The sequence below is a fragment of the Streptomyces sp. NPDC054866 genome (genome assembly GCF_053610745.1).
In genome coordinates this window covers 1,474,092-1,495,016 of sequence record NZ_JBSGZA010000001.1, presented here as the reverse complement: position 1 = coordinate 1,495,016, position 20,925 = coordinate 1,474,092, and the positions used below count along the sequence as shown (strand labels likewise).

The window sequence follows — 20,925 nt, the reverse complement described above, 5'->3', positions numbered from 1 at the left end:
CGGAAAGGGGCAAGGAGACGGGGAACCCGGAGCGGGGTCAGTCCTGTGCGCGGCCGGTGGTGACGCGCGCGATCATCAGGGCGACCAGGATGATTCCGCCGTAGATGGCCTGGATCCAGAAGGACGGCACCTGGGCGAGTGTGAGCAGGTTCTGTACGACGCCGAGCAGCAGGACGCCGGTGAGGGCGCCGAACATGGTGCCCTTGCCGCCGTCGAGGCTGATGCCGCCGATGACCGCGGCCGCGAACACGGTGAAGATCATGTTCTGGCCCTGGTTGGCGTTGATCGCGCCGACGTAGCCGGTCTGCATGAGTCCGCCGACGGCGGCGAGGCACCCGGCGACGATGAACACACCGAGCATGACGCGCTCGACGCGGATGCCGGCGGCGCGTGCCGCGTCGGCGTTGCCGCCGATCGCGTACAGGGCGCGTCCCACGCGGTGGTACTTGAGCACGAAGCCCGCGATACCGAAGGCGAGGGCGGCTATCCACACGGAGAGCGGGATGGTCAGGAACGTCGAGGTGGCGAGGGTGTAGAAGGCGTCGGGCATGCCGAAGAGCGTCTTGCCCTCGGTCGCGCCGACGAGCAGCCCGCGCAGCACGATGAGCATGGCGAGCGTGACGATGAACGCGTTGAGCTTGAGCTTCACCACGAGGATGCCGTTGAAGGCGCCGATGACCGCGCCGACGACGAGGATCGCGAGCAGGGCGACCGCGGCGGGCATCTCGGTACCGAATCCGGCCTGGGCGGCGGGCAGCACGAGCAGCGCGCCGACGGCGGGCGCGATGCCGACGACCGATTCGAGGGACAGGTCGAACTTGCCGGTGATGAGGACGAGCGACTCGGCGAGCACGACCATCGCGAGGGCAGCGGATGCTCCCAGGATGGAGATGAGGTTGCGCTCGGTGAGGAACGAGTCGTTCACCAGGGTACCGAGCAGGACGAGGAGCAACAGGGCAGGTAGCAGGGCGAGTTCGCGGGCCCGCCTCAGCAGCACTGAGCGTGCCTGGGCTCGGGCGTTGTCGGTCTTCGCGGTCAGGTCCGGTGCGGTCGAGGCCGACGGGGCCTTCGTGTCAGCCACGATCTTCTCCTTGTTCTTCGGGCGCGGGCCGGTGGGGGCTTGTCGCGCCCGCGCGGCGGAGCCGCACATGTGAAGGCCCCGCGCCCCTTTCGGGGCCCACCCCCTCGATCGACGCGATCAGGTCGTTGTCGGTGAAGCCCGCCGCGTGCTCCGCGACGACCCGGCCGTGGAAGAGGACCAGGACGCGGTCGCAGCGCCGCAGGTCGTCCAGTTCGTCGGAGACGACGAGTACGGCGGTGCCGTCCTCACGGGCGTTGTCCATCCGGGCGAGCAGTGACTCCTTGGACTTCACGTCCACGCCCGCGGTGGGGTTGATCAGGACGAGGAGCCGCGGGTCGGAGGCGAGGGCGCGCGCCATGACGACCTTCTGGGCGTTACCGCCGGAGAGGTCGGACACGGGCTGGTCGGGTCCCTCGGCGTGGATGTCGAGGCGGTCGATCAGCTCCTCGGCGAAGCCGCGCTTGCGCTCGGTGCCGACGAAGCCGTACTTCCCGAGCCGGTCGAGCACGGTCATCGTGGCGTTGTCGCCGATCGTCATCCCGAAGACCAGACCCTGGTCGTGCCGGTCACGCGGTACGCAGCCGACGCCGGCCCGCAGCGCGGCGGTGACATCACCGAACGGCAGCTGCTTACCGTCTAGTTGAGCACTCCCGCCGGTCGGCGCGTGCAGTCCCGCGATGGTCTCGGCGAGGTTGATCTTGCCGCTGCCGCTGGATCCGGCGAGTCCGACGACCTCGCCCTTGCGGACGGTCAGGTCGACGTCCGCGTACGACTCGCTGGTGAGACCCCTGACGTCGAGCATCACTGGGGCGTCGGCGGGGACCTCGGTCCGGGCGACGGACTCCTCGGCGGCTTCCTTCTCCCGCAGGGCCTCCTCGCCCGCCATCGCCTCGACCAGGGCGGCGCACGGCAGGTCGGCCACGGGCGCTGTGGTGATCCAGCGGGCGTCGCGCATGACCGTGACGGTCTGGCACACCTCGTACACCTCTTGGAGGTGGTGTGAGATGAAGAGAAAAGTGACCCCGGATTCCTGGAGTGCTCGCATGCGCGTGAAGAGCCGCTCGATCTCACGGTTGTCGAGCTGCGCGGTGGGCTCGTCCAGGACGATGAAGCGCGCTCCGAAGCTCAACGCCCTTGCGATCTCGACCATTTGACGGTCCTCGACCTTGAGGTCGGCGGTGCGCGCGTCCGGGTCGACCCGCACGTCCCAGGTGTCGAGCACCTCGGCGGCCTGGGCGCGCAGCTTGCGCCAGCTGATGAAGCCGCCGCGCCCTTCGGGCTGCCGGTTGATGAAGAGGTTCTCGGCAACGGTCAGATCAGGAACGACAGTTGGCTTCTGGTAGACGCAGGCCACCTTGCGGCGCCAGGCGTCGCGGTCGGTGAGCGGTGGCGCGGGCTCGCCGTCGAAGAGGACGGTGCCCGCGTCCGGGGCCTGGAGTCCGGTGAGGATGGTGACGAGGGTGGACTTGCCCGCGCCGTTGCGGCCGACGAGGGCGTGGGACTCACCAGGCAGGACGGTCAGTTGCCCGTCCTGGAGGGCGACGGTGGGTCCGTACCGCTTGACTATGCCGGTCGCTTCGACGAGCGGAGTCGTCGCCCTGCCGGTCGGGGGCTCGGTCATCGGCGTACTCATTTGACCGTGTTGCCCCACAACTTGGAGTCGTCCACGTTCTCCTTGGTGACCAGCGGTGCGGGCAGCTGGTCCTCGAGAATGCCGCTGGGCAGCTTCACGATGGTCGAGTCGTGGTCGGTCGGGCCCGGCTTGAACTTCTTCCCGTTCATCGCGGCCTTGATGTAGTACATCCCGTACTTGGCGTAGGCGTCGGCGGGCTGCGAGACGGTGGCGTCGATCTGGCCCTTGCGGATGGCGTCGAACTCCTGCGGGATGCCGTCGTTCGAGATGACGGTGATGTGCCCCTTCTCGCCCGCCTTCTTCAGCATTCCCTTGGACTTCAGGGTCTGCAGGGTGGGCGCGAGGTAGACGCCGCCCGCCTGCATGTAGATGCCCTTGATGTCGGGGTTGGAGTTGAGCAGCGTGTCCAGCTTCGAAGCGGCCGTGTCGGACTCCCACTTGGCGGGAATTTCGAGCACCTTGAGCTTGGGGAACTTCTTCTTCACGCAGGTGCGGAACGCCTCGGAGCGCTCACGGCCGTTGACGGATGCGAGGTCTCCCATGATCTGGACGACCTTGCCGGTCTTGACCTGCTCGCCGAGGTAGTCACAGGCCTTCTCGCCGTACGCGACGTTGTTGGCCCGCACGACCATGGCGACCTTGCCCTTCTCGGGGGCGACGTCGACGGCGACCACAGGCACGCCCTTGCGCTCGGCCTGGTCGAGTCCGGCGGAGATCGCGGCGCTGTCGAGCGGCGCGACCACAAGCCCCTTGATGCCCTGGTTGAGCTGGTTGTTGATGTCGGTGATCTGCTGCGAGGGGTCGCTGTTGGAGTTGACGGTCTTCATCGCGTCGACGTCCTCGGACTTCGCCATCTTCGGCACGTAGTCGTTGTACGACTGCCAGAACGGCGAGGTCAGCAGGGGCAGGATCACTCCGACCTTGCCCTCCCCGCCGCCTTCCCCGCCCGCGGGCGCCGCACTGTCCTTCGTACTGCCGCATGCCGTGAGCACGAGGGACGCGCAGGCCGCCGCGGCGGCGATCCGCGCCGCCCGCGAAGTCCCCGCCCTGCTGGACCTGTTGCGCACTGTTCTGCCGGCCATCTGACGGCTCCTCATCGAGCGTGAGTCGAGTGTGGATCGAGTCTGGATCGGGAGTGGATCGGGAGTGGATCGGGAGTCCTAGCGACTGATGGGCGAATATTTATCAGACCACTTGGCGCTCACAACACCCCTCGACGCCAAGTTTTCCCGCTTTCAAGCCGTAGTGGTCCGACCACATCTCTGATTAGACTGCGGCGCACTCGGCTAGTGGAGGAGTGTTACGTGGACCAGACCGCCCCGCAGAAGGGCACCGTGACCGGGCGGGCCATCGAGCAGATCAAGGCGATGATCGGCGAGGGCAGGCTCGAACCGGGCCAACGGCTCCCCACGGAACGGGACTTGGCCACCCAGCTGGGCATCTCGCGCAGCTCCATGCGGGAAGCGATCCGCGCGCTCACGGTGATGGGGGTCCTGGAGGCCCGGCACGGCTCGGGCATCTACGTCACCCAGCTGGAAGCCGGTGACCTCCTGGAAACCTTCGGCGTCGTGGCGGACCTGTCCCGCGGACCACGCCTCGTGGAGCTTCTTGAGGTACGCCGGGTCCTCGAATCCACGGCGACGGCGCTGGCCGCTGCGCGCATCTCGGCGGATCAACTGGCCGATGTGGAAAAGCACTTGGAGGCGATGAACGCCACGGACGACCCGGAGGAGATCCTCTCCCACGACCTGGCGTTCCACCGCACGATCGCCTTCGCGGCGGGCAACGACACGATGGCGGCGATCCTGGAGGGCCTGTCGTCACGCACGTTCCGCGCACGGGTGTGGCGCGGCTACCAGGAGGAGGGCGCCTTCGAACGCACCCGCCGCGAGCATGCCCGGATCCACCGGGCCCTGGTCGCCCGGGACCCGGAGGCGGCGAGGGCCGCGGCGGCGGCGCACGTGGGAGAGGTGGAGGAGTGGCTGCGGACGCAGCTGGACGACTAGGGGGGCGGGCTGTGACCACCGGTTGACCGGTTGACCTTGACACAGTGACAAGGCCTTCACTGTTGACCAAGGAGGTGGTCTCCATGACGATCACGAGACAGGACACAGATGCGACACGGGCACTCCAAGGGCTGGAGGACCGCCGTTCCTCCGTGCGGCTTCGGGCCGCTCTCGCGGTCGGCACGCAGCCCGACCCGCGCTGCGTCGAGACGCTCGTCGAGCGATGCGCGGTCGAGCCAGAGTTCTTCGTTCGCGACATGCTGACCTGGGCGCTCACCCGTCACCCGGTGTCCGTGACGCTCCCCGCGCTGGTCCTCGAAGTCCGCTCGGAGCGTGCGCAGGCACGGAGCCAGGCGCTGCACACCCTGTCCAAGATCGGGGACCGGCAGGCGTGGCCGGTCATCACACGGGCGCTCCTGTCCGACACCGACGACGAGGTGGCGCGGAGCGCCTGGCGGGCCGCGGTCGTGCTCGTACCGGAGGGCGAGGAGCCCGCCTTGGCCACGGTGCTGGCGACGCAGCTCGGGCGCGGTGGGCGGGAGACGCAGCTGAGCCTCAGCCGAGCGCTGGTCGCGCTGGGTGAAGTGATCGTGCCGGCGCTGCGTGCCGCGGCGAAGGCCCAAGGCCCGGGCATGCGGGCGCACGCGCTCGCCACAGAGCGGCTGCTGCGGGATCCGGACGCCGGGTTCGAGTTCGCGATCGAGGAGGCGAAGCGTGCCGTGGCCCTCGGCGGGTCCGGCCGGGAGGGACAATAGGGCGTGCTGATCGGTGAGGTGTCGCGACGGTCCGGTGTGAGTGCCCGCATGCTCCGGCATTACGAGTCGCTCGGTCTGGTACGGCCCTCGGGCCGTACCGGCTCCGGCTACAGGGAGTACTCCGGAGGGGACATCCGGCGGATCTTCCATGTCGAGAGCCTGCGGTCACTGGGGCTTTCGCTGCGTGAGATCGGACGCGCGCTCGACGATCCCGGCTTCACGCCGTCGGCGCTCGTCGGCGATCTCGTCCGTCGGACGCGTGAACGCATCGCGGCCGAGACCGACTTGCTCACGCGGCTGCGCCGGATCGATGCCGCGGACCCCACCGGCTGGGAGGACGTCCTCCAGGTCGTGGCGCTCCTCCAGGCACTGGGTTCGAAGAACGCCGACACGCGCCAGCGCGCGGCCCTTTCCTCGGCCGACGAGGTTCCGGTGCCGGTGGAGGCCCTGGTCGACGCGGCCCTGAACGAGGCGGATCCGAACGTCGCCGGGGCCCTTCGCTGGGCGCTGGCCCGATCGGGAGACGGCGCCCCGGCCCTCCTGACCGAGGGCCTCGGCTCACCGGCGCCCGCGGTGCGGGAACGCGCCGTTCAGTCCCTGGCCGAGCTGTCCGGTGACGAGGCCACGGAGCGGCTGCGGGATGCTCTCGCGCACTCCGACGTCGTGGTCCGGGGACATGCGGCTCTGGCGCTCGGGTCCCGTGGAACGGCCGAGGCGATCCCGACGCTCGTCGACATGATCGTGGCGGGCAGGAACGACACCGACGCGGCCGATGCGCTGAGCGTGTTGTCGAGCGACACCGCGAGGGCTGATCAGATCGCGGCCAGGCTCGTCGACCGCCTCACCCGCGCCACCACGGAAGCGCCGGCCCGCGGACGCCTGACCCAGGCGCTGGCAGGCGTCCCCGGGGCGAGGGCGTCAGCTGCGCTCACCGAGCTCTCGCAGGACACGGACCGCGCCGTCGCGCTGACAGCGACGTACCTTCTGCGGCTGCGGGAGGAACAGTGACGGCCGCTTGCCCGGGGGGGGGCCGCCTTGGCTGATTGGGGGTCTCCTTCGGGCGGATGGGCGGACGGGCGGTTGGGCGGACACCGCAGAACTCGGCGGGCGTCGAGGTGCAGACGGTTCGTGACGACCTTGCGGCCCGAAACCGGCGTGAAGCAGATGCCCACCGGCTCGGTGCCTCCGCCCAGAAGCGGGGCGGGGCGGGCCGGGGTGGGCAGAGCATGGGTGTCGATGACGATGTGACGCAAGGGGGCGGGCATGCCGGCCAGCATGCGCTGGGGCGGGGCGCGCAGCAGTAGCCCGCCGGACGCGGGCGATCAGCTCGCCCGAGCGGGCGCGTCACCCCGGCCCACACCGAGCCCGCCCCCGCCGAGTCCCGGCCCACACCGAGCCCCGCCAGCTCCGCGCCACAGCATGCGACACCTGGCCAGGTAAGCCGACCCCGTCAACCTCCAACTCACCCGAACCAGGCGTCGCTTCACCGAGGCGCACGCCACCCGCTCAGCGGGGCATCACCGTCACGCCCGCGTCAGTCGCAGCGTCACCAGTTCGAACGGCCGCAGCCTCAGCGTGACACCGTCGCCCGCGCGCTCCGGGGTCGCGGCTTCCGTGAGGGGGCGTTCCAGCAGGTCCGTCGCCTCGACGGAACCGACCTGGAAGCCCGCGGCCAGCGTCGCCTTCGCGCGTCCGCCCCGTGACTCGTGGAAGCGGACGACCACGTCACCGCTGCCGTCGTCGGCGAGCTTGACCGCCGTGATGACGACGGCGTCGTTGTCGATCGTCACCAGCGGGGCCACCTCGGCGCCGCCGCCCGGGACCTGCCGCTCGGGCAGGTTGATCCGGTACCCCTCCCGCACCGCGTCGCCGATCCCGGCCCCCGGCACCAGCGCGTGCCGGAAGCGGTGGACTCCCTGGTCCGTCTCGGGGTCGGGGAAGCGCGGGGCGCGCAGGAGTGAGGCGCGGACCGTCGTGGTCGTACCGGAGTCCGACGTGCGCACCGTGCGCGTCACGTCATGGCCGTACGTCGAGTCGGTGACCAGGGCGACACCCCAGCCCGGCTCCTCCACGTGCACGAAGCGGTGGTTGCACGCCTCGAACTTGGCGGCCTCCCAGCTCGTGTTGGTGTGCGTGGCCCGGTAGAAGTGGCCGAACTGCGTCTCCGACGCGTACCGCTCCGCGTGGATGTCCAGCGGGAACGCCAGCTTCAGGAACTTCTCCGTCTCGTGCCAGTCGACCTCCGTGTCGATGTCGAGACGCATGGAGCCCGGCGCCAGCGACAGCACCTGCGTGAGCCGCGACGCGCCGAAGGTGCGTACGACACGGACCGAGGCGCCGTCCTCGACGGGCTCGACCGTGTCCGCCTCGGTCAGGTCGGTGACCGTGTTGCGGTAGAACTCGTCGACGTCCCACGCGTCCCACATGTTCGGGAAGTCGGCGTGGATCTGCGGCAGGTTGGCCGCCTGGCCGGGTGCGACGGTCTCCCGGTCGGCCACGATGTCGTACGCCGAGACGACAAGCCCGCGTGCGTCGATCTCGACCCGCAGCAGACCGTTGTCGAGGACATAGCCACCGTCGGCGCGCGAGGCGATCGCCGACTGACCGTCGATCGCGGCGGGGCGGGCGCCACCCGCCGGGACGCCGTCGCGGGTGTGCGGGGTGGAGTTGAAGACGAGGGTGCCCGTGCCACCCGCGTCGCCCGCCAGCGCACGCTGGGCCGCGTCGATGATGCCGTTCAGCTCCTCGGCGACCTTGGCGTACGTCGCGCGCGCCTCCCTGTGCACCCAGGCGATGGACGAACCGGGCAGGATGTCGTGGAACTGGTGGAGCAGCACCGTCTTCCAGAGGCGGTCCAACTCCTCGTAGGGGTACGAGAATTCAGGCGAGCGGACGGCTGCCGTGGCGGCCCAGAGCTCCGCTTCCCTGAGCAGGTGCTCGCTGCGGCGGTTGCCCTGCTTGGTGCCCGCCTGGCTGGTGAGGGTGGCGCGGTGCAGTTCGAGGTACAGCTCGCCGACCCAGACGGGGGCGTTCGGGTACTCCGCCTCGGCCTTCTCGAAGAAGGCGGCGGGGGTCTCCCACTCGACGGTCGCCGAGCCCTCCAGGTCGCGGAGGCGTCCGGCCTTCGCAATCATCTCGCGGGTGGTGCCGCCGCCCCCGTCGCCCCAGCCGGTCGGCGCGAGGGAGTGCCGGGCGACACCCTTGTCCTTGAAGTTCTTCGCCGCGTGGGCGATCTCGCTGCCCTTCATCGAGCAGTTGTAGGTGTCGACGGGCGGGAAGTGCGTGAAGATGCGCGTGCCGTCGATGCCTTCCCAGTTGAAGGTGTGGTGCGGGAAACGGTTCGTCTGCGACCAGGAGATCTTCTGGGTGAGCAGCCACTTGGACCCCGCAGCCTTGATGATCTGCGGCAGACCGGCGGCGAAGCCGAAGGTGTCGGGCAGCCAGGCCTCATCGTTCTCGATGCCGAACTCATCGAGGAAGAACCGCTTGCCGTGCACGAACTGACGGGCCATCGCCTCCGAACCCGGCATGTTCGTGTCCGACTCGACCCACATGCCGCCCGCGGGCACGAACCTCCCGTCGGCAACCGCCTTCTTGACCTTCGCCCACACCTCGGGCCGGTGCTCCTTGACCCACGCCCACTGCTGCGCCTGCGACATGGCGAAGACGAAGTCCGGCTCGTCCTCGATCAGCGCGGTCATGTTCGACGTCGTACGCGCGACCTTGCGCACCGTCTCGCGCAGCGGCCACAGCCACGCGGAGTCGATGTGCGCGTGGCCGACGGCGCTGATGCGGTGGGCGGAGGGCTCGGCGGGGGTGGCGAGGACGCCTTCGAGCTCGGCGCGGGCGGCGGGTGCGCTGCCGTTGACGTCCTGGAGGTCGACGGCGTCCAGGGCGCGGCCGATCGCGCGCACGACGGCGTAACGGCGCCCGGAGTCCTCGGGAAGCTCCTGCATGAGCTCGCCGAGCACTTCGAGGTCGATGACGAGCTGCCACACGGTCTCGTCGAAGACGGCGAGGTCCATGCGGGCGAGCTTGTACTGGGGCTCGCTGCCTGCCGTCTCCTTGTCGCCGAGCTGGGTGGGCAGGAAGGGGTGGTAGTCGAGGATGACGGGGTTGGAGGCGGCCTCGATGTGCAGGTGGACGTCTTCGCCGCCGGTCGCGGGGGCGGCGATCCGTACCCACTGGTTGCGGGGGTTGAGGCCCTTCACCGGGGTGCCGTCGGGGCGGTAGACGAGGCCCTCGCACTGGAAGCCGGGCATGTTCTCGTCGAAGCCGAGGTCGAGGATGGCCTCGACGGTCTTTCCCGCCCATTCCGTGGGCACGGTGCCGGTCACTTGGAACCAGCTGGTGGCCCAGGGGGCGCCCCAGGGGGCGCCTACCGCCGTCGGCTCGGGGGTGGCTGCGAGGCCTTCCGCCACGGGGACGGGCTCGCCCGGAGCCGTCCATACGGCGACGTCCAGGGGGACGGACTCGGGGTAGACGGCGGGGCGGATGCGCTCGTCGAGGACGCGCTTGAGGCGGGCTTCTATGAGGGTGCGGTCGTCGTGCATGTGGGGTCTCCGTTTGTGTGTGGGTGCGGGTGGGGTGGGCGGGATTTTTTCCCAACCCCGCCCCTTCCCGAAAACCCGCTCGGCGCGGGGGCCTACCTGGGGGCTCCGCCCCCAGACCCCCGCTCCTCAAACGCCGGAGGGGCTGGATTTCCAGCCCGTCCGGCGTTTGAGGACGAACTCGGCGAAGCCGGTGATCAACGGCACGCAAGGCCCCCGCGCCAGAGCGGGTTTTCGGGAAGGGGCGGGGTTGGGGACAGATCTTGTTCCTAGCCAACCTCCCCCGGCCGCACAACCTGCGTGATGCCCCGCGCAGCCAAGTGCGCCGACTCACCAGCCCTGCTGGCCAGCACCGCCGTGGGCCGTACCCCATCCCCCACCAGCCGCATGAACGCCTCGAACACCGCTCCCCCAGGAGCACACGCGGACCGCGCCGCGGTGGAGTCGTCCACGACCACCGCGGTCGTCCGGACGGCAGGCGCATACTCCCGCCCCCGCCACTCCTTCGCCAGCCGCGCCAACACCTCACCCCCCGGCTTGACCCGGCTCTCATTCGTCAACAGGCCCAGGCTGTACTCAAGTTCGGGGAAATCAGAAAGCCCCCGCGACACATCGTGCGAACACCACCACGTCACCCCCCACACATCCGCACAGTCGAGCGCCGCCTCCACCGTCGCCTCGGTGAACGACGCCGCGTGCTCCGCGGGGACGAGGGGAGCGGGCGCGCCCACCTCCTGGAGCCATACCGGGCGGTGCGGATCGTCCGCCCACGCCTTGGACAGCTCGATCATGTACGCCGCGTGCTGCGCGGTGGCGAGTCCTTCGCGCCCGTGCCGCTGGGCCGTGCCGTTGAACACCCAGGAGTGCACGGCGGTCGCCCCGCCCAGGCGCGCGGCCTGGGCCGGGGTGAAGGGCTGGTCGTCCTGGTACCAGGCCGCGTCGTACTCCGCGTGCAGATGCAGCTTGCCCGGAGCGCCCTCCTCGCACGCGGCGAGCACCCGCCGCAGCCACTCCTCCGCCTGCTCCTGTGTGATCCGGTCCGGATCGGGATGCGGGCCCGCCGAGAACTGGTTCACCTCGTTGCCGATGGTCATGCCGATGAAGTTCGGCCGGTCGGCGAGCGCGGCGGCGAGCGTACGCAGGTACGCGACCTCCCCCTCCACCACGTCGGGGTCGGTGAAGATGTTCCGCCGGTGCCACGTCTGCGTCCAGGCGGGAAGGAAGTCGAAGCTCGACAGGTGCCCTTGCAGTCCGTCGACGTTGACGTCGAGCCCGCGCTCGGCCGCGGCGTCCGCGAGGGCGACGAGCTGCTCCACGGCACGCGGCCTGATCAGGGTGCGGTTGGGCTGGAAGTACGGCCAGATCGGGAAGACCCGGATGTGGTCGAGGCCGAGTCCGGCGATCGCGTCGAGGTCGGCGCGCACGGCGTCGATGTCGAAGTCGAGCCAGTGGTGGAACCACCCCTGGCTGGGGGTGTAGTTCGCGCCGAAGCGCGGCACATCAGCAGGCGTGCGAGGCGAGCGAGGCGTGCGAGACATACGAGTCCTGGTTCTCGGGGGTGCGGGGGGTCCCGGGAGCGAAGCCCGGGGCACAGAGGTGCGGAGGTGCGGAGGTGCGGAGTGCGGCGGCTCAGCCCTTCACCGCTCCCTCGCCCACCCCGCGGAAGAAGTACCGCTGGAGACAGGCGAAGAGCACGATCAGCGGCAGCACGGCGATGACCGTGCCCGCGGCGACGAGCCGTTCGTCGTTGGCGAAGGTGCCGTGGAGGTAGTTCAGGCCGATGGTCAGGGTGAACCTGCTCGGGTCGCTCAGTACGATCAGCGGCCACAGGAAGTCGTCCCAGGCGCCCATGAAGGCGAAGATCGCCACCACGGCGAGCGTGCCCTTGACCGCGGGCAACGCGATCCGCAGGAAGCGTTGCCAGACGTTCGCGCCGTCGACGTACGCGGCTTCCTCGATCTCGTAGGGCAGGTTCAGGAAGGCGTTGCGCATCAGCAGGACGTTGAGCGCGGAGACGCAGCCGGGCAGCAGCACCCCGATGAGGGTGTTGTTCAGGCCCAGCTCCCGCATGGTCGTGAACTGGGCGATGATGATGCCCTCCACGGGCACCAGCATGGCGAGGATGAAGACCAGCGTGGCCGCCCTGCGGCCCCGGTAGCGCAGGCGGGCGAGGGCGTAGCCGGCGAGCGTGGCGCCCACGCAGTTGGTCACCACGTTGGCGGCGGCCACCTTCAGGGAGTTGAAGGCGTAGTCCCAGACGGGGATGGTGTCGGCGACCCGTTCGTAGTTGTGGAAGGTCGGGCTGTTCGGCAGGAATTCGGGCGGGGAGCTGAAGATGTTCTCGTGCGGGCCCTTCAGGGATGTGGACAGCTGCCACAGGAAGGGCCCGATCATCAACGCCAGTACGGCGAGCAGGAGTACGTAGCGCAGGACGATCTCCCACACGGGCATCCTGCGGCCGTTCTCGTCGGTGATCCGGCCCCGCCCGCGGGAGCCCTCCTTCCGTGCCTTCCCCGCCGTCTTCCTCGCCGCCTGCCCGGACTTGCGCGTGTCCGTATCCGTGTCCGTCGTCGCGATGCTCACGAGTCAGTCCTCCTTCCGGTCCGCGCGCAGCACCAGCAGCATCAGCGCGACGGTGACGACGAAGACGACGACCGAGATGGCCGACGCGTATCCGACGCGGCCGGTCAGGCCGGTACCGACGCGCTGCACCAGCATCACGAGCGTGGTGTCCTCGCCCGCGGGGCCGCCGTTGGGCCCGGCCATCAGGTAGACCTCGCTGAACACCTTGAAGGCGGCGACCGAGGACAGCGCGGCGACCAGGACCATCGTGGAGCGCACGGCGGGCACGGTGACCGTGAAGAAGCGGCGCACCGCGCCCGCGCCGTCCACCGATGCGGCCTCGTGGAGTTCACGGGGCACGTTGGCGAGCGCGGCCAGGTAAATGATCATGTAGTAGCCGAGGCCCTTCCAGACCGTGACGGCCATGGCGCTCAGGAGGAGCAGCCACTGGTCGCTGAGGAAGCCGACCGAGCCGACGCCCACCGCCTCCAACACCGCGTTGACCAGGCCCCGTTCATCCAGCATCCACACCCAGATCAGGCCCACCACGACGATGGACGCGACCACCGGCGTGTAGAAGGCGGACCGGAAGAAGGTCATGCCGGGGATGTGCTTCTGGACGAGCATCGCGAGCAGCAGGGGCAACAGGACGAGCGCGGGGACGACCCCCACGATGTAGAGCGTCGAGTTGCGGAGCCCGATCCAGAACATGTCGTCGTGCAGCAGCTCCCGGAAGTTGTCCAGGCCGATGTACTCCCCCGGGATCAGGGTGCGCTTGTCGGTGAAGGAGTTGATGAGCGTGCTGACGAACGGATAGAGGATGAAGATGCCGACGATCAGCAGCCCTGGGGCGGCGAACAGCCATGGGCTGGAGGGTAGTTGGCGTCTGATGCGGCTGCGCGGACCGCGGTCGGCGGCGGCACGGGGAACGGTGGCGGCGGTGGAGCTCTTCATGGTGGTGGTCCCGTGTCGTCTTCTCAGCTCTGCTTCAGCAGCCGGTCGCAGTTCTTGACAGCGTTGTCAAGCGCTTCCTTGGGGCTCTCCTTGCCTTGCAGCGCACGGGCGACGGCGTTGCGCAGCTCGATCTTCATCTGCTCGCTGAACAGCACGGGCGTGTAATTCACCGCGGTCTTGATGGACTTGGCGGCGGCGACCCGCACGCGCGTGTCATCGGTGCCGTCCTGCTTGGTGAAGTACGGGTCGTCGAGCGAGCCTTCCGTACTGGGGAAGATCGCCACCTTCTTCGCGAAGGACATCTGGCGCTGCGCGTCCGTCACGTAGTGGGCGAAGGCCACGGCCGCGGGCGTCTGCTTGGTGCGGGTGTTCACCATCACGCCCATCACATACATGTTGTCCTTGCCGGTGTTGGTGAGCTGCGGGGTGATCCCGATGTTCTTGTAGAGGCCGGGCGCCTCCTTCTTGAACTTGCCGAGGTCCAGGGCGCTTCCGGGGTTCATGGCGACGGCCTCGGTGAGGAACTTCTTCCCGGTCGATTCGGGCGTGGCGTTGAGCGCCTGCCCGTCCAGGGCCTTCGCGTCGTACAACTTCTTGTACTCGGTGAGGAGTTCGACGCCCTTGGGGCCGTTGAAGGTGAACTTGGTCCCGTCCTTGTCCATCAGCGGGACGCCGTACCGCCCGAAGTCCTCGATGGTGGGGATGTTGGCGAGCGTGGCGGTCCTGCCCTTGCTCTTCTTCGCCAACTGGAGGGCGCTGTCGAAGAGTTGGTCGTACGTCTTCGGGGGCTTGTCGGCGTCGAGGCCCGCGTCCTTGAAGATCCGCTTGTTGTAGAAGAGCGGCCCGGTGTTCAGGTACCAGGGGAAGGCGTACGTCCCCTCCGTGCCCGGTATCTGGTGGCTCTTCCACGCGCCCGGCAGGTACTCCTTCTCGTACTTCCCCGCGGCCTTGTCGAGGTCGAGCGCGAGTCCGGCCTTGGCGAGCGGGGCCACCAGGTCGGGTGAGACGTTGACGACGTCGGGGAGGGTGCCTGCCGCGGCGTCGGCGCTGATCTTGTCGGCGTAGCCCTCGCCGGGCTGGTCGACCCAGTTCACCTTCGTGCCGGGGTACTTCTTCTCGAAGCCGTCGACGACGCCCTCGAAGTACGACTTGAAGTTGGCCTTCAGGTTCCAGGTCTGGAAGGTGATCTCGCCCTCGATCTTGCCGGACGCGTCGGTCGATCCGCCGCCGCCTCCGTCGCCGCACGCGCTCAGCGGCAGGAGCACGGCGATGGCGGCGGCAGCCGCGGCTGCCCTTCTGGGGATGCGGGGGTGGTGGGAGATGCGCACGGTGAAACGGCTCCTTTGCTCGGCCCAGCGTGAGGCAGACCTTGCATGGAACTCCGGTAAAAAGTCAATGGATTCGTTGAACAATCCCGGACGTCTCATCAACTACGCAGGTCAGCAGGGTGTGTTGAACTTCTTGCGGGGATCGACTAATGCGCTTTAGAGTGGGCTGGCTCAAGCGCATTAGTATGCGCTCAACAGGAAAGCTCCACAGGAAAGGGGCAACACCGGTGCAAGGCAAGCGGTCCCCGGCACGCCGGCCGACCATGAAGGACATCGCGCGCCGCGCCGGAGTCTCCGAGAGCGCCGTGTCCTTCGCGCTCAACGACCGGCCCGGAGTCTCCGAGGTCACCCGCGACCGGGTCCGCAGGGTCGCCGAGCAGCTGGGCTGGCACCCGAGCACGGCGGCACGCGCACTGTCCGGTGAGGGCTCGGCGACGGTGGGTCTCGTGGTGGCGCGGCCCGCCGGGACGCTGGGCGTCGACTCGTTCTTCCTGCAGCTGATCTCGGGCATCCAGGAGGTCCTGGCGGAGCGTCAACTGGGCCTGCTCTTCCAGGTGGTGGAGGACGTGAGCGCCGAGTGCGCGGTCTACCAGCGGTGGTGGGCCGAGCACCGCGTGGACGGCGTCATCGTCGTGGACCCGCGCACGGACGATCCACGCCCGGCGCTCCTCGACGATCTCGGACTGCCCGCGGTGGTGACGGGCGGCGTGCCGGACCCGGAGGCGCACCATCCCGGCCTCTCCACCGTCTGGGCGGACGACGCGGGCGCGATGGCGTCGGTGGTGGACCACCTGCACGCCCTCGGCCACCGCCGCATCGTGCACATCGCGGGGCTGCCGGGCCTCGCCCACACGGAGCGGCGGATCAGGACGTTGCGGGCCGAGGCGGAGCGGCGGGACCTGTCCGAGGTCCGCTCGGTGACCACGGACTACTCGGACGCGGAGGGCGCCGCGGTGACACGCCGGGTGCTTCGTGCCGCGTCACCGCCGACGGCTCTGGTGTACGACAACGACGTGATGGCCGTCGCCGGGGTCGCCGCGGCGGCCTCCCTCGGCTTCGCCGTGCCGGGGGACGTATCGGTGATCGCGTGGGAGGACTCGGCGCTGTGCCGGATGGTGCACCCGTGGCTGACGGCACTGTCACGCGACACGGTGTCCTTCGGCCGGACGGCGGCGCGCGAGCTCCTGTCCCTCCTGGACAACGGCCCCGCGGCCACGGTCCAGGTACCGCTGCCCACGCTCATCGAACGGGAGAGCACGGGGCCGGTGTCCGGGGGCTGAACCGCCCGCTGCCCTGTGGCGCAGGACTGTCGTACCCCGCGAGTACGGTGCCGGCATGGCGGACATCTACGAACTATCGATAGCGATGGACCTGCGTGACGACCTCTCCGAGGAGGAGGTCGCCGAGCTGCGGTGGCATCTCGGCCTCGGCCCCCGACCGGTGACGCTGACGGTGGTGCGAGAGTTCCCGGTCGTGGTGGAGGACGACGAGGGTGTACTCGTCACGGAAGACGTCCCTGTGCCGCTCCTGGCGTCCCGAGGCGATGCCTGGAAGGCGGGCGGTGCTCTCACCTCCGTGCTGCTGCGGCGCGAGAAGGGCGGCTGGGCGCTGACGTCCCGGCAGGAGATCCACCCCGACGACTTCGATCGCGTCGGCGAACTGCTCACCTGGCTGGCGGCCAAGGCATGTGATCACCATGAGCGGTTCGACGGATCTGTCCGCGTCGGAGGGATCAGGTTCTACGAGGAGGACAAGACCCTTCCCCTGGCCGTGCGGGACGACGGGGTCGAGTGGCCCGCGTGAGCGGCGGTCAGGGCTTGTCGTACCAGGAGAACGCCGCGATCCGCCAGCCCTCCGGTGTGCGGACGAACTGGATGGTCTTGGTCCCGTCTCCCTCGAAGGGGGTGCCGTCCAATATCCCGGACTTGCTGTACGTGCCGAACCGTGAGGCGATGTCGCCCTCGATCTCGGTCCGTTCGGAGGTCTCCCACTCGGAGAACTCCACCAACCGGCCTTCGTTCAGCAGTCGTTCGCGGGGCTCGATGAACTCTTCCACCGTGTAAGCCCTGAAGTCGGGGCCGGTCACGACGATCACGCCACCCGGGATGACCAGTCGGCGGATGCGGGCCACGTCGGCAGGCTTGCCGCCCACGTTGTCGAAGGCACCGAAGAACTCGGCGGTCAGCGCGTCGATCTCTATCTTGGACATGGCCGCGACGGTAACACCGGGGCGGGGCAGCGCACTTCGCGGGCCGGGAGCCGCACGGACGGAGGGCGGGGAAGCCGGAGCTTCCACCCGCGCCGCTCCCGGAGAAGCCCTCTACACCCGCGACCGATACAGCCCGAACTCCGCGAGCCACACCGCCCCACGCGACCCCGTCACCCGAAGCCGCCACTCCCGCGCCCGTACCGGCGTGGCCAGCGTCAGGACCCGGCTGGCTCCCACCGTGGCCACCTCGGTCACCAGAGTCCATCCGGCCTCGCCGGACACCCGTGCCTCGATCACCGCCTTCTCCAGCTGCTGACCCCGCCGGATGTCCTCCCCGAGCCGGATCCGGTCGACCTCGCGCGCCTTGCCCAGGTCGAGCGTGAGCGTCCCCCGGGAAGGCGCGGGGCACGCCCATGCCGTGCCCGGGTCGCCGTCTACCGCGTACGACGGGCGGCGGCCGTCACCGCGGGCCCGCGCGCCCCGCGCGAAGTCCTCCGGCAGTTCGCGGCCGATCCGCTCGTGGAACTCCCGCAGCCGTGCCACGTCCGCCTCCGGGAGCAGGCCGCGCTTGTCCGGCGGGATGTTGAGGAGCAGCACGGAGTTCCGACCCACCGAACGGAACCAGATGCCGGTCAACTGCTCGACGGACTTGGGCTGTCCGTCCTCGTGATAGAACCAGCCAGGCCTGATCGATACGTCGCACTCCGCCGGCCACCACTGCACGTACTGGGCAACCGACCGCGCCTCGGCGAGCGCCTCCCTGCTCCCCTGGTCGGGCGCGTCGTACTTCAGGGCGTAGTCGATGCTGCCGTTCCCCGAGTCCTTGACGGGCACGACGCTCCACTCGTTCTCGCGCGCGAGGCCGCCCTCGTTGCCGACCCACCGGACGTCGGGGCCGCGCACGGCGACCGTCGCGTTCGGCGCCAGGGCACGGATGACGGCGTACCAGCTGTCCCAGTCGTACGTCTCGACCTTCTCCGGCGGGATGCGTCCCTGCGCTCCGTCGAACCACACCTCGTCGATGGGCCCGTACTCGGTGAGCACCTCGTACAGCTGGTTGAGCATGTGCGCGCCGTAGTCGGTCGCGTCCAGCGTGAACGACCGTGCGGCTGCGGCGTCCGCCCTGGCGTCGCCATCGACCGGCGTGGGAATGGTGCGCCGCGAGCGGGCGCTGCCGTTGGCGTAGACGCCGTGCAGGTACTGGTTCTCGTCGGCGGGTGAGATGTAGACGCCCACCTTGATGCCGTACCGGCGCAGCGAGTCGGCGAACGAGCGCAGCACGTCGCCCTTCCCGTCCCGCCAACTGCTGCTGACCACACTGTGTTTGGTGTAGCGGGAGGGGTACAGCACGAAGCCGTCGTGATGCTTGACCGTGAGGATGGCGAGCTTGAATCCGCCGTCGCGCAGGGCCCGCGCCCACTGGTCGGTGTCCAGGCCTGACGGCTGGAAGACGTCGGGGTCCTCGTCGCCCGTGCCCCATTCGAGGCCGGTGAAGGTGTTGACCCCGAAGTGCAGGAACGCGGTCTGTTCAAGCCGCTGCCAGGCGATCTGCCGTTCCGTGGGCCGGACTTGGGAGGCTTTGGCGACGACTTCGTCCGGGGAGTCCTTGGGGCTGATCGGGATGCGGTAGGGCGGTTCAGGAGCGGCGGGGGCGCCGGTGGGGCCGGGTGCCGCGAGGGCGAGGGATGTGCTCGACGCGGCGACCGCCGTGGTGACGGCGGCGGTCACGAAGAGACGTCTGCTGACAGTCATGGGGGTGCGGTCTCCCTGTCGGATGACGAGGTACTGGAATCAGCGGGCGGTCAAGGTCCAGGTGGTCGGAACCTGTTGGTCCGCCGGGTACTGCTGGAGCCGCCCGTTCTCGGCCACGTACACGGACATCTGCGTGATCGCGTTCGTCAGCCGGTAGTAGCCGTCCGCCGTCTTCGTCAGCTGCCAGCGCTGCAAGGTGTTCGCCGCGTCGCATGTCTCCCGCGTGACCGAACTGCCGGGCTCCAGCGGCACGTTGAGCGTGAGCCTTCCGCTGCGGGTCTCCAGGCAGGTGCTGTCCGACGTGGACTTCAACGTGATGTAGCCGTCGGCGGTGCGCTTGATCTCGTAGGCGGCGGGCTCCGCGTGCCCCTTGGTGTCCCGCAGGGTGTATGTACCGTCCGCCACCGGCGTCTTCGTCAGGTCCCGCCAACCGGGCGCGTGTCCCACGGACTTGGCGCGCGCGGTGAAGTCGGCGTACGTCGGGTCCGGGTGTGCGGAGCCCCAGGTGACCTGGGCGACATGGCTGAGCGGCATCGCCATGGAGGCCGCGACCTCGTTCTCGGTCTCACCCCGGCCGTTGTCCGGCCACAGGCTGATCTTCGCCCCGGTGATGCCGTCACTCGACGCGAGCTTCTCGCCCTCGAAGCTGCGCGGGTCCCACGCCTTGTCGTACAGCGCCTTGGTGTCGGTGTGGAAGCCGCCACGCACGAGGTAGAGGGAGTAGGCGGCGTTCTGCAACGGGTAGCCCTGGGCGATGAGTTGGCTGGGTTTCGTCTTCACGTCGAGCCAGTGCTCCACGGTTGTCCCCGCCGCTACCGGCACCGTGTTCGCGCCGGTCAGGCCGTCGTTCCAGATGCGCAGCTGCTTGCCCTTGCCTGTCGCGTACGCGTGCACCCGGTTCACGAAGTCGACGAAGGCGTCCTGCGGGGTCGCCTTCTCGCCGTACTTCTTCCTCGCGTATTCGAGGATGTGGGGGTACTTGGCGAAGTCGGAGCCGAGCATGTACTCGTCCGCGCCCATGTGCCAGGACTTCGCGGGGAACACCTCGGCGTACTCGTCGATGAGGCTCGTGTAGTACGCGAAGGCCTCGTCCTTGGTGATGTCGAGGCGCGAGGGCTGCGGCTTCCCGTCGGAGTCGGTGAGCTGGAGATCGGTACGCTTCTCCAGCCAAGGGTCCATGTGGCCGGGTGAGTTGATCTCGGGGATGATCGTGACGTGGTACTTCTCGCCGAGGGCGACGAGGCGGCGTATCTCGCTCTTGGTGTAGTAGCCCCAGCTGTTGGCCTCGGGGTGCTTCTCGCTCTTCACCTTGAGTTCGAGGAGCAGCTGGTTCTGCTTGTTGTACGCCATGTCGCGTACGAGGTTCTCGAGCCAGGGCGTCGAGATGTGGATGTAGCAGGCGCAGACGCCCACCCCACGCTCCTTGTACTGGGGGATGTCGACCGTGCGCCCTGCCGGGACGCGGTCGCTCTGCGCGAGGAGCTGGAGGAGCGTACGGGTGCCGTAGAAGGCTCCGGCCTCGGTCGCGCCGGTGATCTCCAGGCGTTTGCCCGCGCGGAGTTCGTACCCTTCGGCGCCGAGCGGCTTTCGCGCGGGGGCGATGCCGATCACGATGTCGCCGTCGCGCGGGGTACCGCCGGTGACCGGCACGCGCCCCTCGCCGGCGGCGCGCAGATCGTCGGCGAGGGTGCGGGCGACTTCGCGCGCCGCCTGCCCGTGCGCCACGAGCCGCGTGTCCGGCCCGTAGGCGTAACTCCCCTTCCCCGGCGTCCAGTCGGCCAGGGCGGGGACGGTGCGGGGCGGGTCCGCGGCGAGCTGGCCCCCAGCGGCTTGCGGGCTCCCAGCCGCCCGCGGGCCCCCAGCGGCCTGAGGGCTCCCGACGGCCTGGGCCGCCGGGACGGGCGCCGCGAGCAGCAGCAGAGCCACCGCGGCGCCTCTCATCCGGCGTAGCCGCACACGGGGCGCGCGGGGCGCGCGGCGCATCATGCGCATGTCAGTCATGACATCCGATGATTCAAGCGCCCTCTGAGAGTGTCAATGCATTGCCCTCAGCGGGGACTTGGACATTTACGCAACCCCACACCGACCCATCGGA

16 protein-coding genes are annotated in these 20,925 nt (G+C 69.3%); 5 read left to right on the top strand and 11 right to left on the bottom strand.

Translation table 11 applies throughout. From position 1 onward, the window contains the following. Positions 1 to 37: 37 nt before the first annotated feature. Genes ACWGI2_RS06325 through ACWGI2_RS06315 form a run of 3 tightly spaced genes read right to left on the bottom strand, consistent with a single transcriptional unit; the run spans position 38 to position 3,796 of the window. The gene (locus tag ACWGI2_RS06325) at positions 38 to 1,081 is read right to left on the bottom strand and encodes an ABC transporter permease (RefSeq protein ID WP_453694310.1); all 1,044 of its coding nucleotides are present in this window, start codon (positions 1,079 to 1,081) and stop codon (positions 38 to 40) included. Next, the gene (locus ACWGI2_RS06320) at positions 1,074 to 2,702 is read right to left on the bottom strand and encodes a sugar ABC transporter ATP-binding protein (RefSeq protein ID WP_453694309.1); all 1,629 of its coding nucleotides are present in this window, start codon (positions 2,700 to 2,702) and stop codon (positions 1,074 to 1,076) included. The genes ACWGI2_RS06325 and ACWGI2_RS06320 overlap by 8 nt, the downstream gene beginning before the upstream one ends. Before the next feature lie 8 nt (positions 2,703 to 2,710). Further along, positions 2,711 to 3,796: a sugar ABC transporter substrate-binding protein gene (locus tag ACWGI2_RS06315; protein WP_453694308.1), complete on the bottom strand. Its 1,086-nt coding sequence runs from the start codon at positions 3,794 to 3,796 to the stop codon at positions 2,711 to 2,713. A 222-nt stretch (positions 3,797 to 4,018) separates the two neighbouring features. On the opposite strand from ACWGI2_RS06315, the gene ACWGI2_RS06310 reads away from it, so the two are divergent. The 3 genes from ACWGI2_RS06310 (at position 4,019) to ACWGI2_RS06300 (ending at position 6,483) form a co-directional block, all read left to right on the top strand. Further along, on the top strand, positions 4,019 to 4,720 hold the full coding sequence (locus ACWGI2_RS06310) for a FadR/GntR family transcriptional regulator (RefSeq protein ID WP_453694307.1): 702 nt from the start codon (positions 4,019 to 4,021) through the stop codon (positions 4,718 to 4,720). Between the two features lie 83 nt (positions 4,721 to 4,803). Continuing rightward, positions 4,804 to 5,475: a HEAT repeat domain-containing protein gene (locus tag ACWGI2_RS06305; RefSeq protein ID WP_453694306.1), complete on the top strand. Its 672-nt coding sequence runs from the start codon at positions 4,804 to 4,806 to the stop codon at positions 5,473 to 5,475. A gap of 3 nt (positions 5,476 to 5,478) precedes the next feature. Continuing rightward, entirely contained in the window at positions 5,479 to 6,483 is a 1,005-nt protein-coding gene (locus ACWGI2_RS06300) for a HEAT repeat domain-containing protein (RefSeq protein WP_453694305.1), read from the top strand. Positions 6,484 to 6,998: 515 nt separating this feature from the next. On the opposite strand, the gene ACWGI2_RS06295 is transcribed toward ACWGI2_RS06300, so the two are convergent. From ACWGI2_RS06295 to ACWGI2_RS06275, 5 genes are all read right to left on the bottom strand, one after another. Continuing rightward, complete coding sequence (locus tag ACWGI2_RS06295; RefSeq protein ID WP_453694304.1) at positions 6,999 to 10,028, bottom strand: alpha-mannosidase; 3,030 nt, start codon at positions 10,026 to 10,028, stop codon at positions 6,999 to 7,001. A gap of 266 nt (positions 10,029 to 10,294) precedes the next feature. Next, the gene (locus ACWGI2_RS06290; RefSeq protein ID WP_453694303.1) at positions 10,295 to 11,563 is read right to left on the bottom strand and encodes a glycoside hydrolase 5 family protein; all 1,269 of its coding nucleotides are present in this window, start codon (positions 11,561 to 11,563) and stop codon (positions 10,295 to 10,297) included. Positions 11,564 to 11,654: 91 nt separating this feature from the next. Then, positions 11,655 to 12,500: a carbohydrate ABC transporter permease gene (locus ACWGI2_RS06285; RefSeq protein ID WP_453694674.1), complete on the bottom strand. Its 846-nt coding sequence runs from the start codon at positions 12,498 to 12,500 to the stop codon at positions 11,655 to 11,657. 111 nt (positions 12,501 to 12,611) lie between these two features. After that, positions 12,612 to 13,541, bottom strand: coding sequence for a carbohydrate ABC transporter permease (locus ACWGI2_RS06280; protein WP_453694302.1), 930 nt, complete (start codon positions 13,539 to 13,541; stop codon positions 12,612 to 12,614). Between the two features lie 23 nt (positions 13,542 to 13,564). Beyond that, positions 13,565 to 14,869, bottom strand: a complete 1,305-nt coding sequence (locus ACWGI2_RS06275) for an extracellular solute-binding protein (protein WP_453694301.1) — start codon at positions 14,867 to 14,869, stop codon at positions 13,565 to 13,567. Between the two features lie 263 nt (positions 14,870 to 15,132). On the opposite strand from ACWGI2_RS06275, the gene ACWGI2_RS06270 reads away from it, so the two are divergent. Further along, on the top strand, positions 15,133 to 16,149 hold the full coding sequence (locus ACWGI2_RS06270; RefSeq protein WP_453694300.1) for a LacI family DNA-binding transcriptional regulator: 1,017 nt from the start codon (positions 15,133 to 15,135) through the stop codon (positions 16,147 to 16,149). Positions 16,150 to 16,204: 55 nt separating this feature from the next. Beyond that, positions 16,205 to 16,672: a hypothetical protein gene (locus ACWGI2_RS06265; RefSeq protein ID WP_453694299.1), complete on the top strand. Its 468-nt coding sequence runs from the start codon at positions 16,205 to 16,207 to the stop codon at positions 16,670 to 16,672. A gap of 7 nt (positions 16,673 to 16,679) precedes the next feature. On the opposite strand, the gene ACWGI2_RS06260 is transcribed toward ACWGI2_RS06265, so the two are convergent. From ACWGI2_RS06260 to ACWGI2_RS06250, 3 genes are all read right to left on the bottom strand, one after another. Beyond that, positions 16,680 to 17,078, bottom strand: a complete 399-nt coding sequence (locus ACWGI2_RS06260; RefSeq protein ID WP_453694298.1) for a DUF4440 domain-containing protein — start codon at positions 17,076 to 17,078, stop codon at positions 16,680 to 16,682. 111 nt (positions 17,079 to 17,189) lie between these two features. Then, the gene (locus ACWGI2_RS06255) at positions 17,190 to 18,830 is read right to left on the bottom strand and encodes an alpha-L-fucosidase (protein ID WP_453694297.1); all 1,641 of its coding nucleotides are present in this window, start codon (positions 18,828 to 18,830) and stop codon (positions 17,190 to 17,192) included. 39 nt (positions 18,831 to 18,869) lie between these two features. Beyond that, a complete protein-coding gene (locus ACWGI2_RS06250) occupies positions 18,870 to 20,822 on the bottom strand; it encodes a family 20 glycosylhydrolase (RefSeq protein ID WP_453694673.1) in 1,953 nt (650 codons plus the stop codon). Between the last annotated feature and the right edge of the window lie 103 nt (positions 20,823 to 20,925).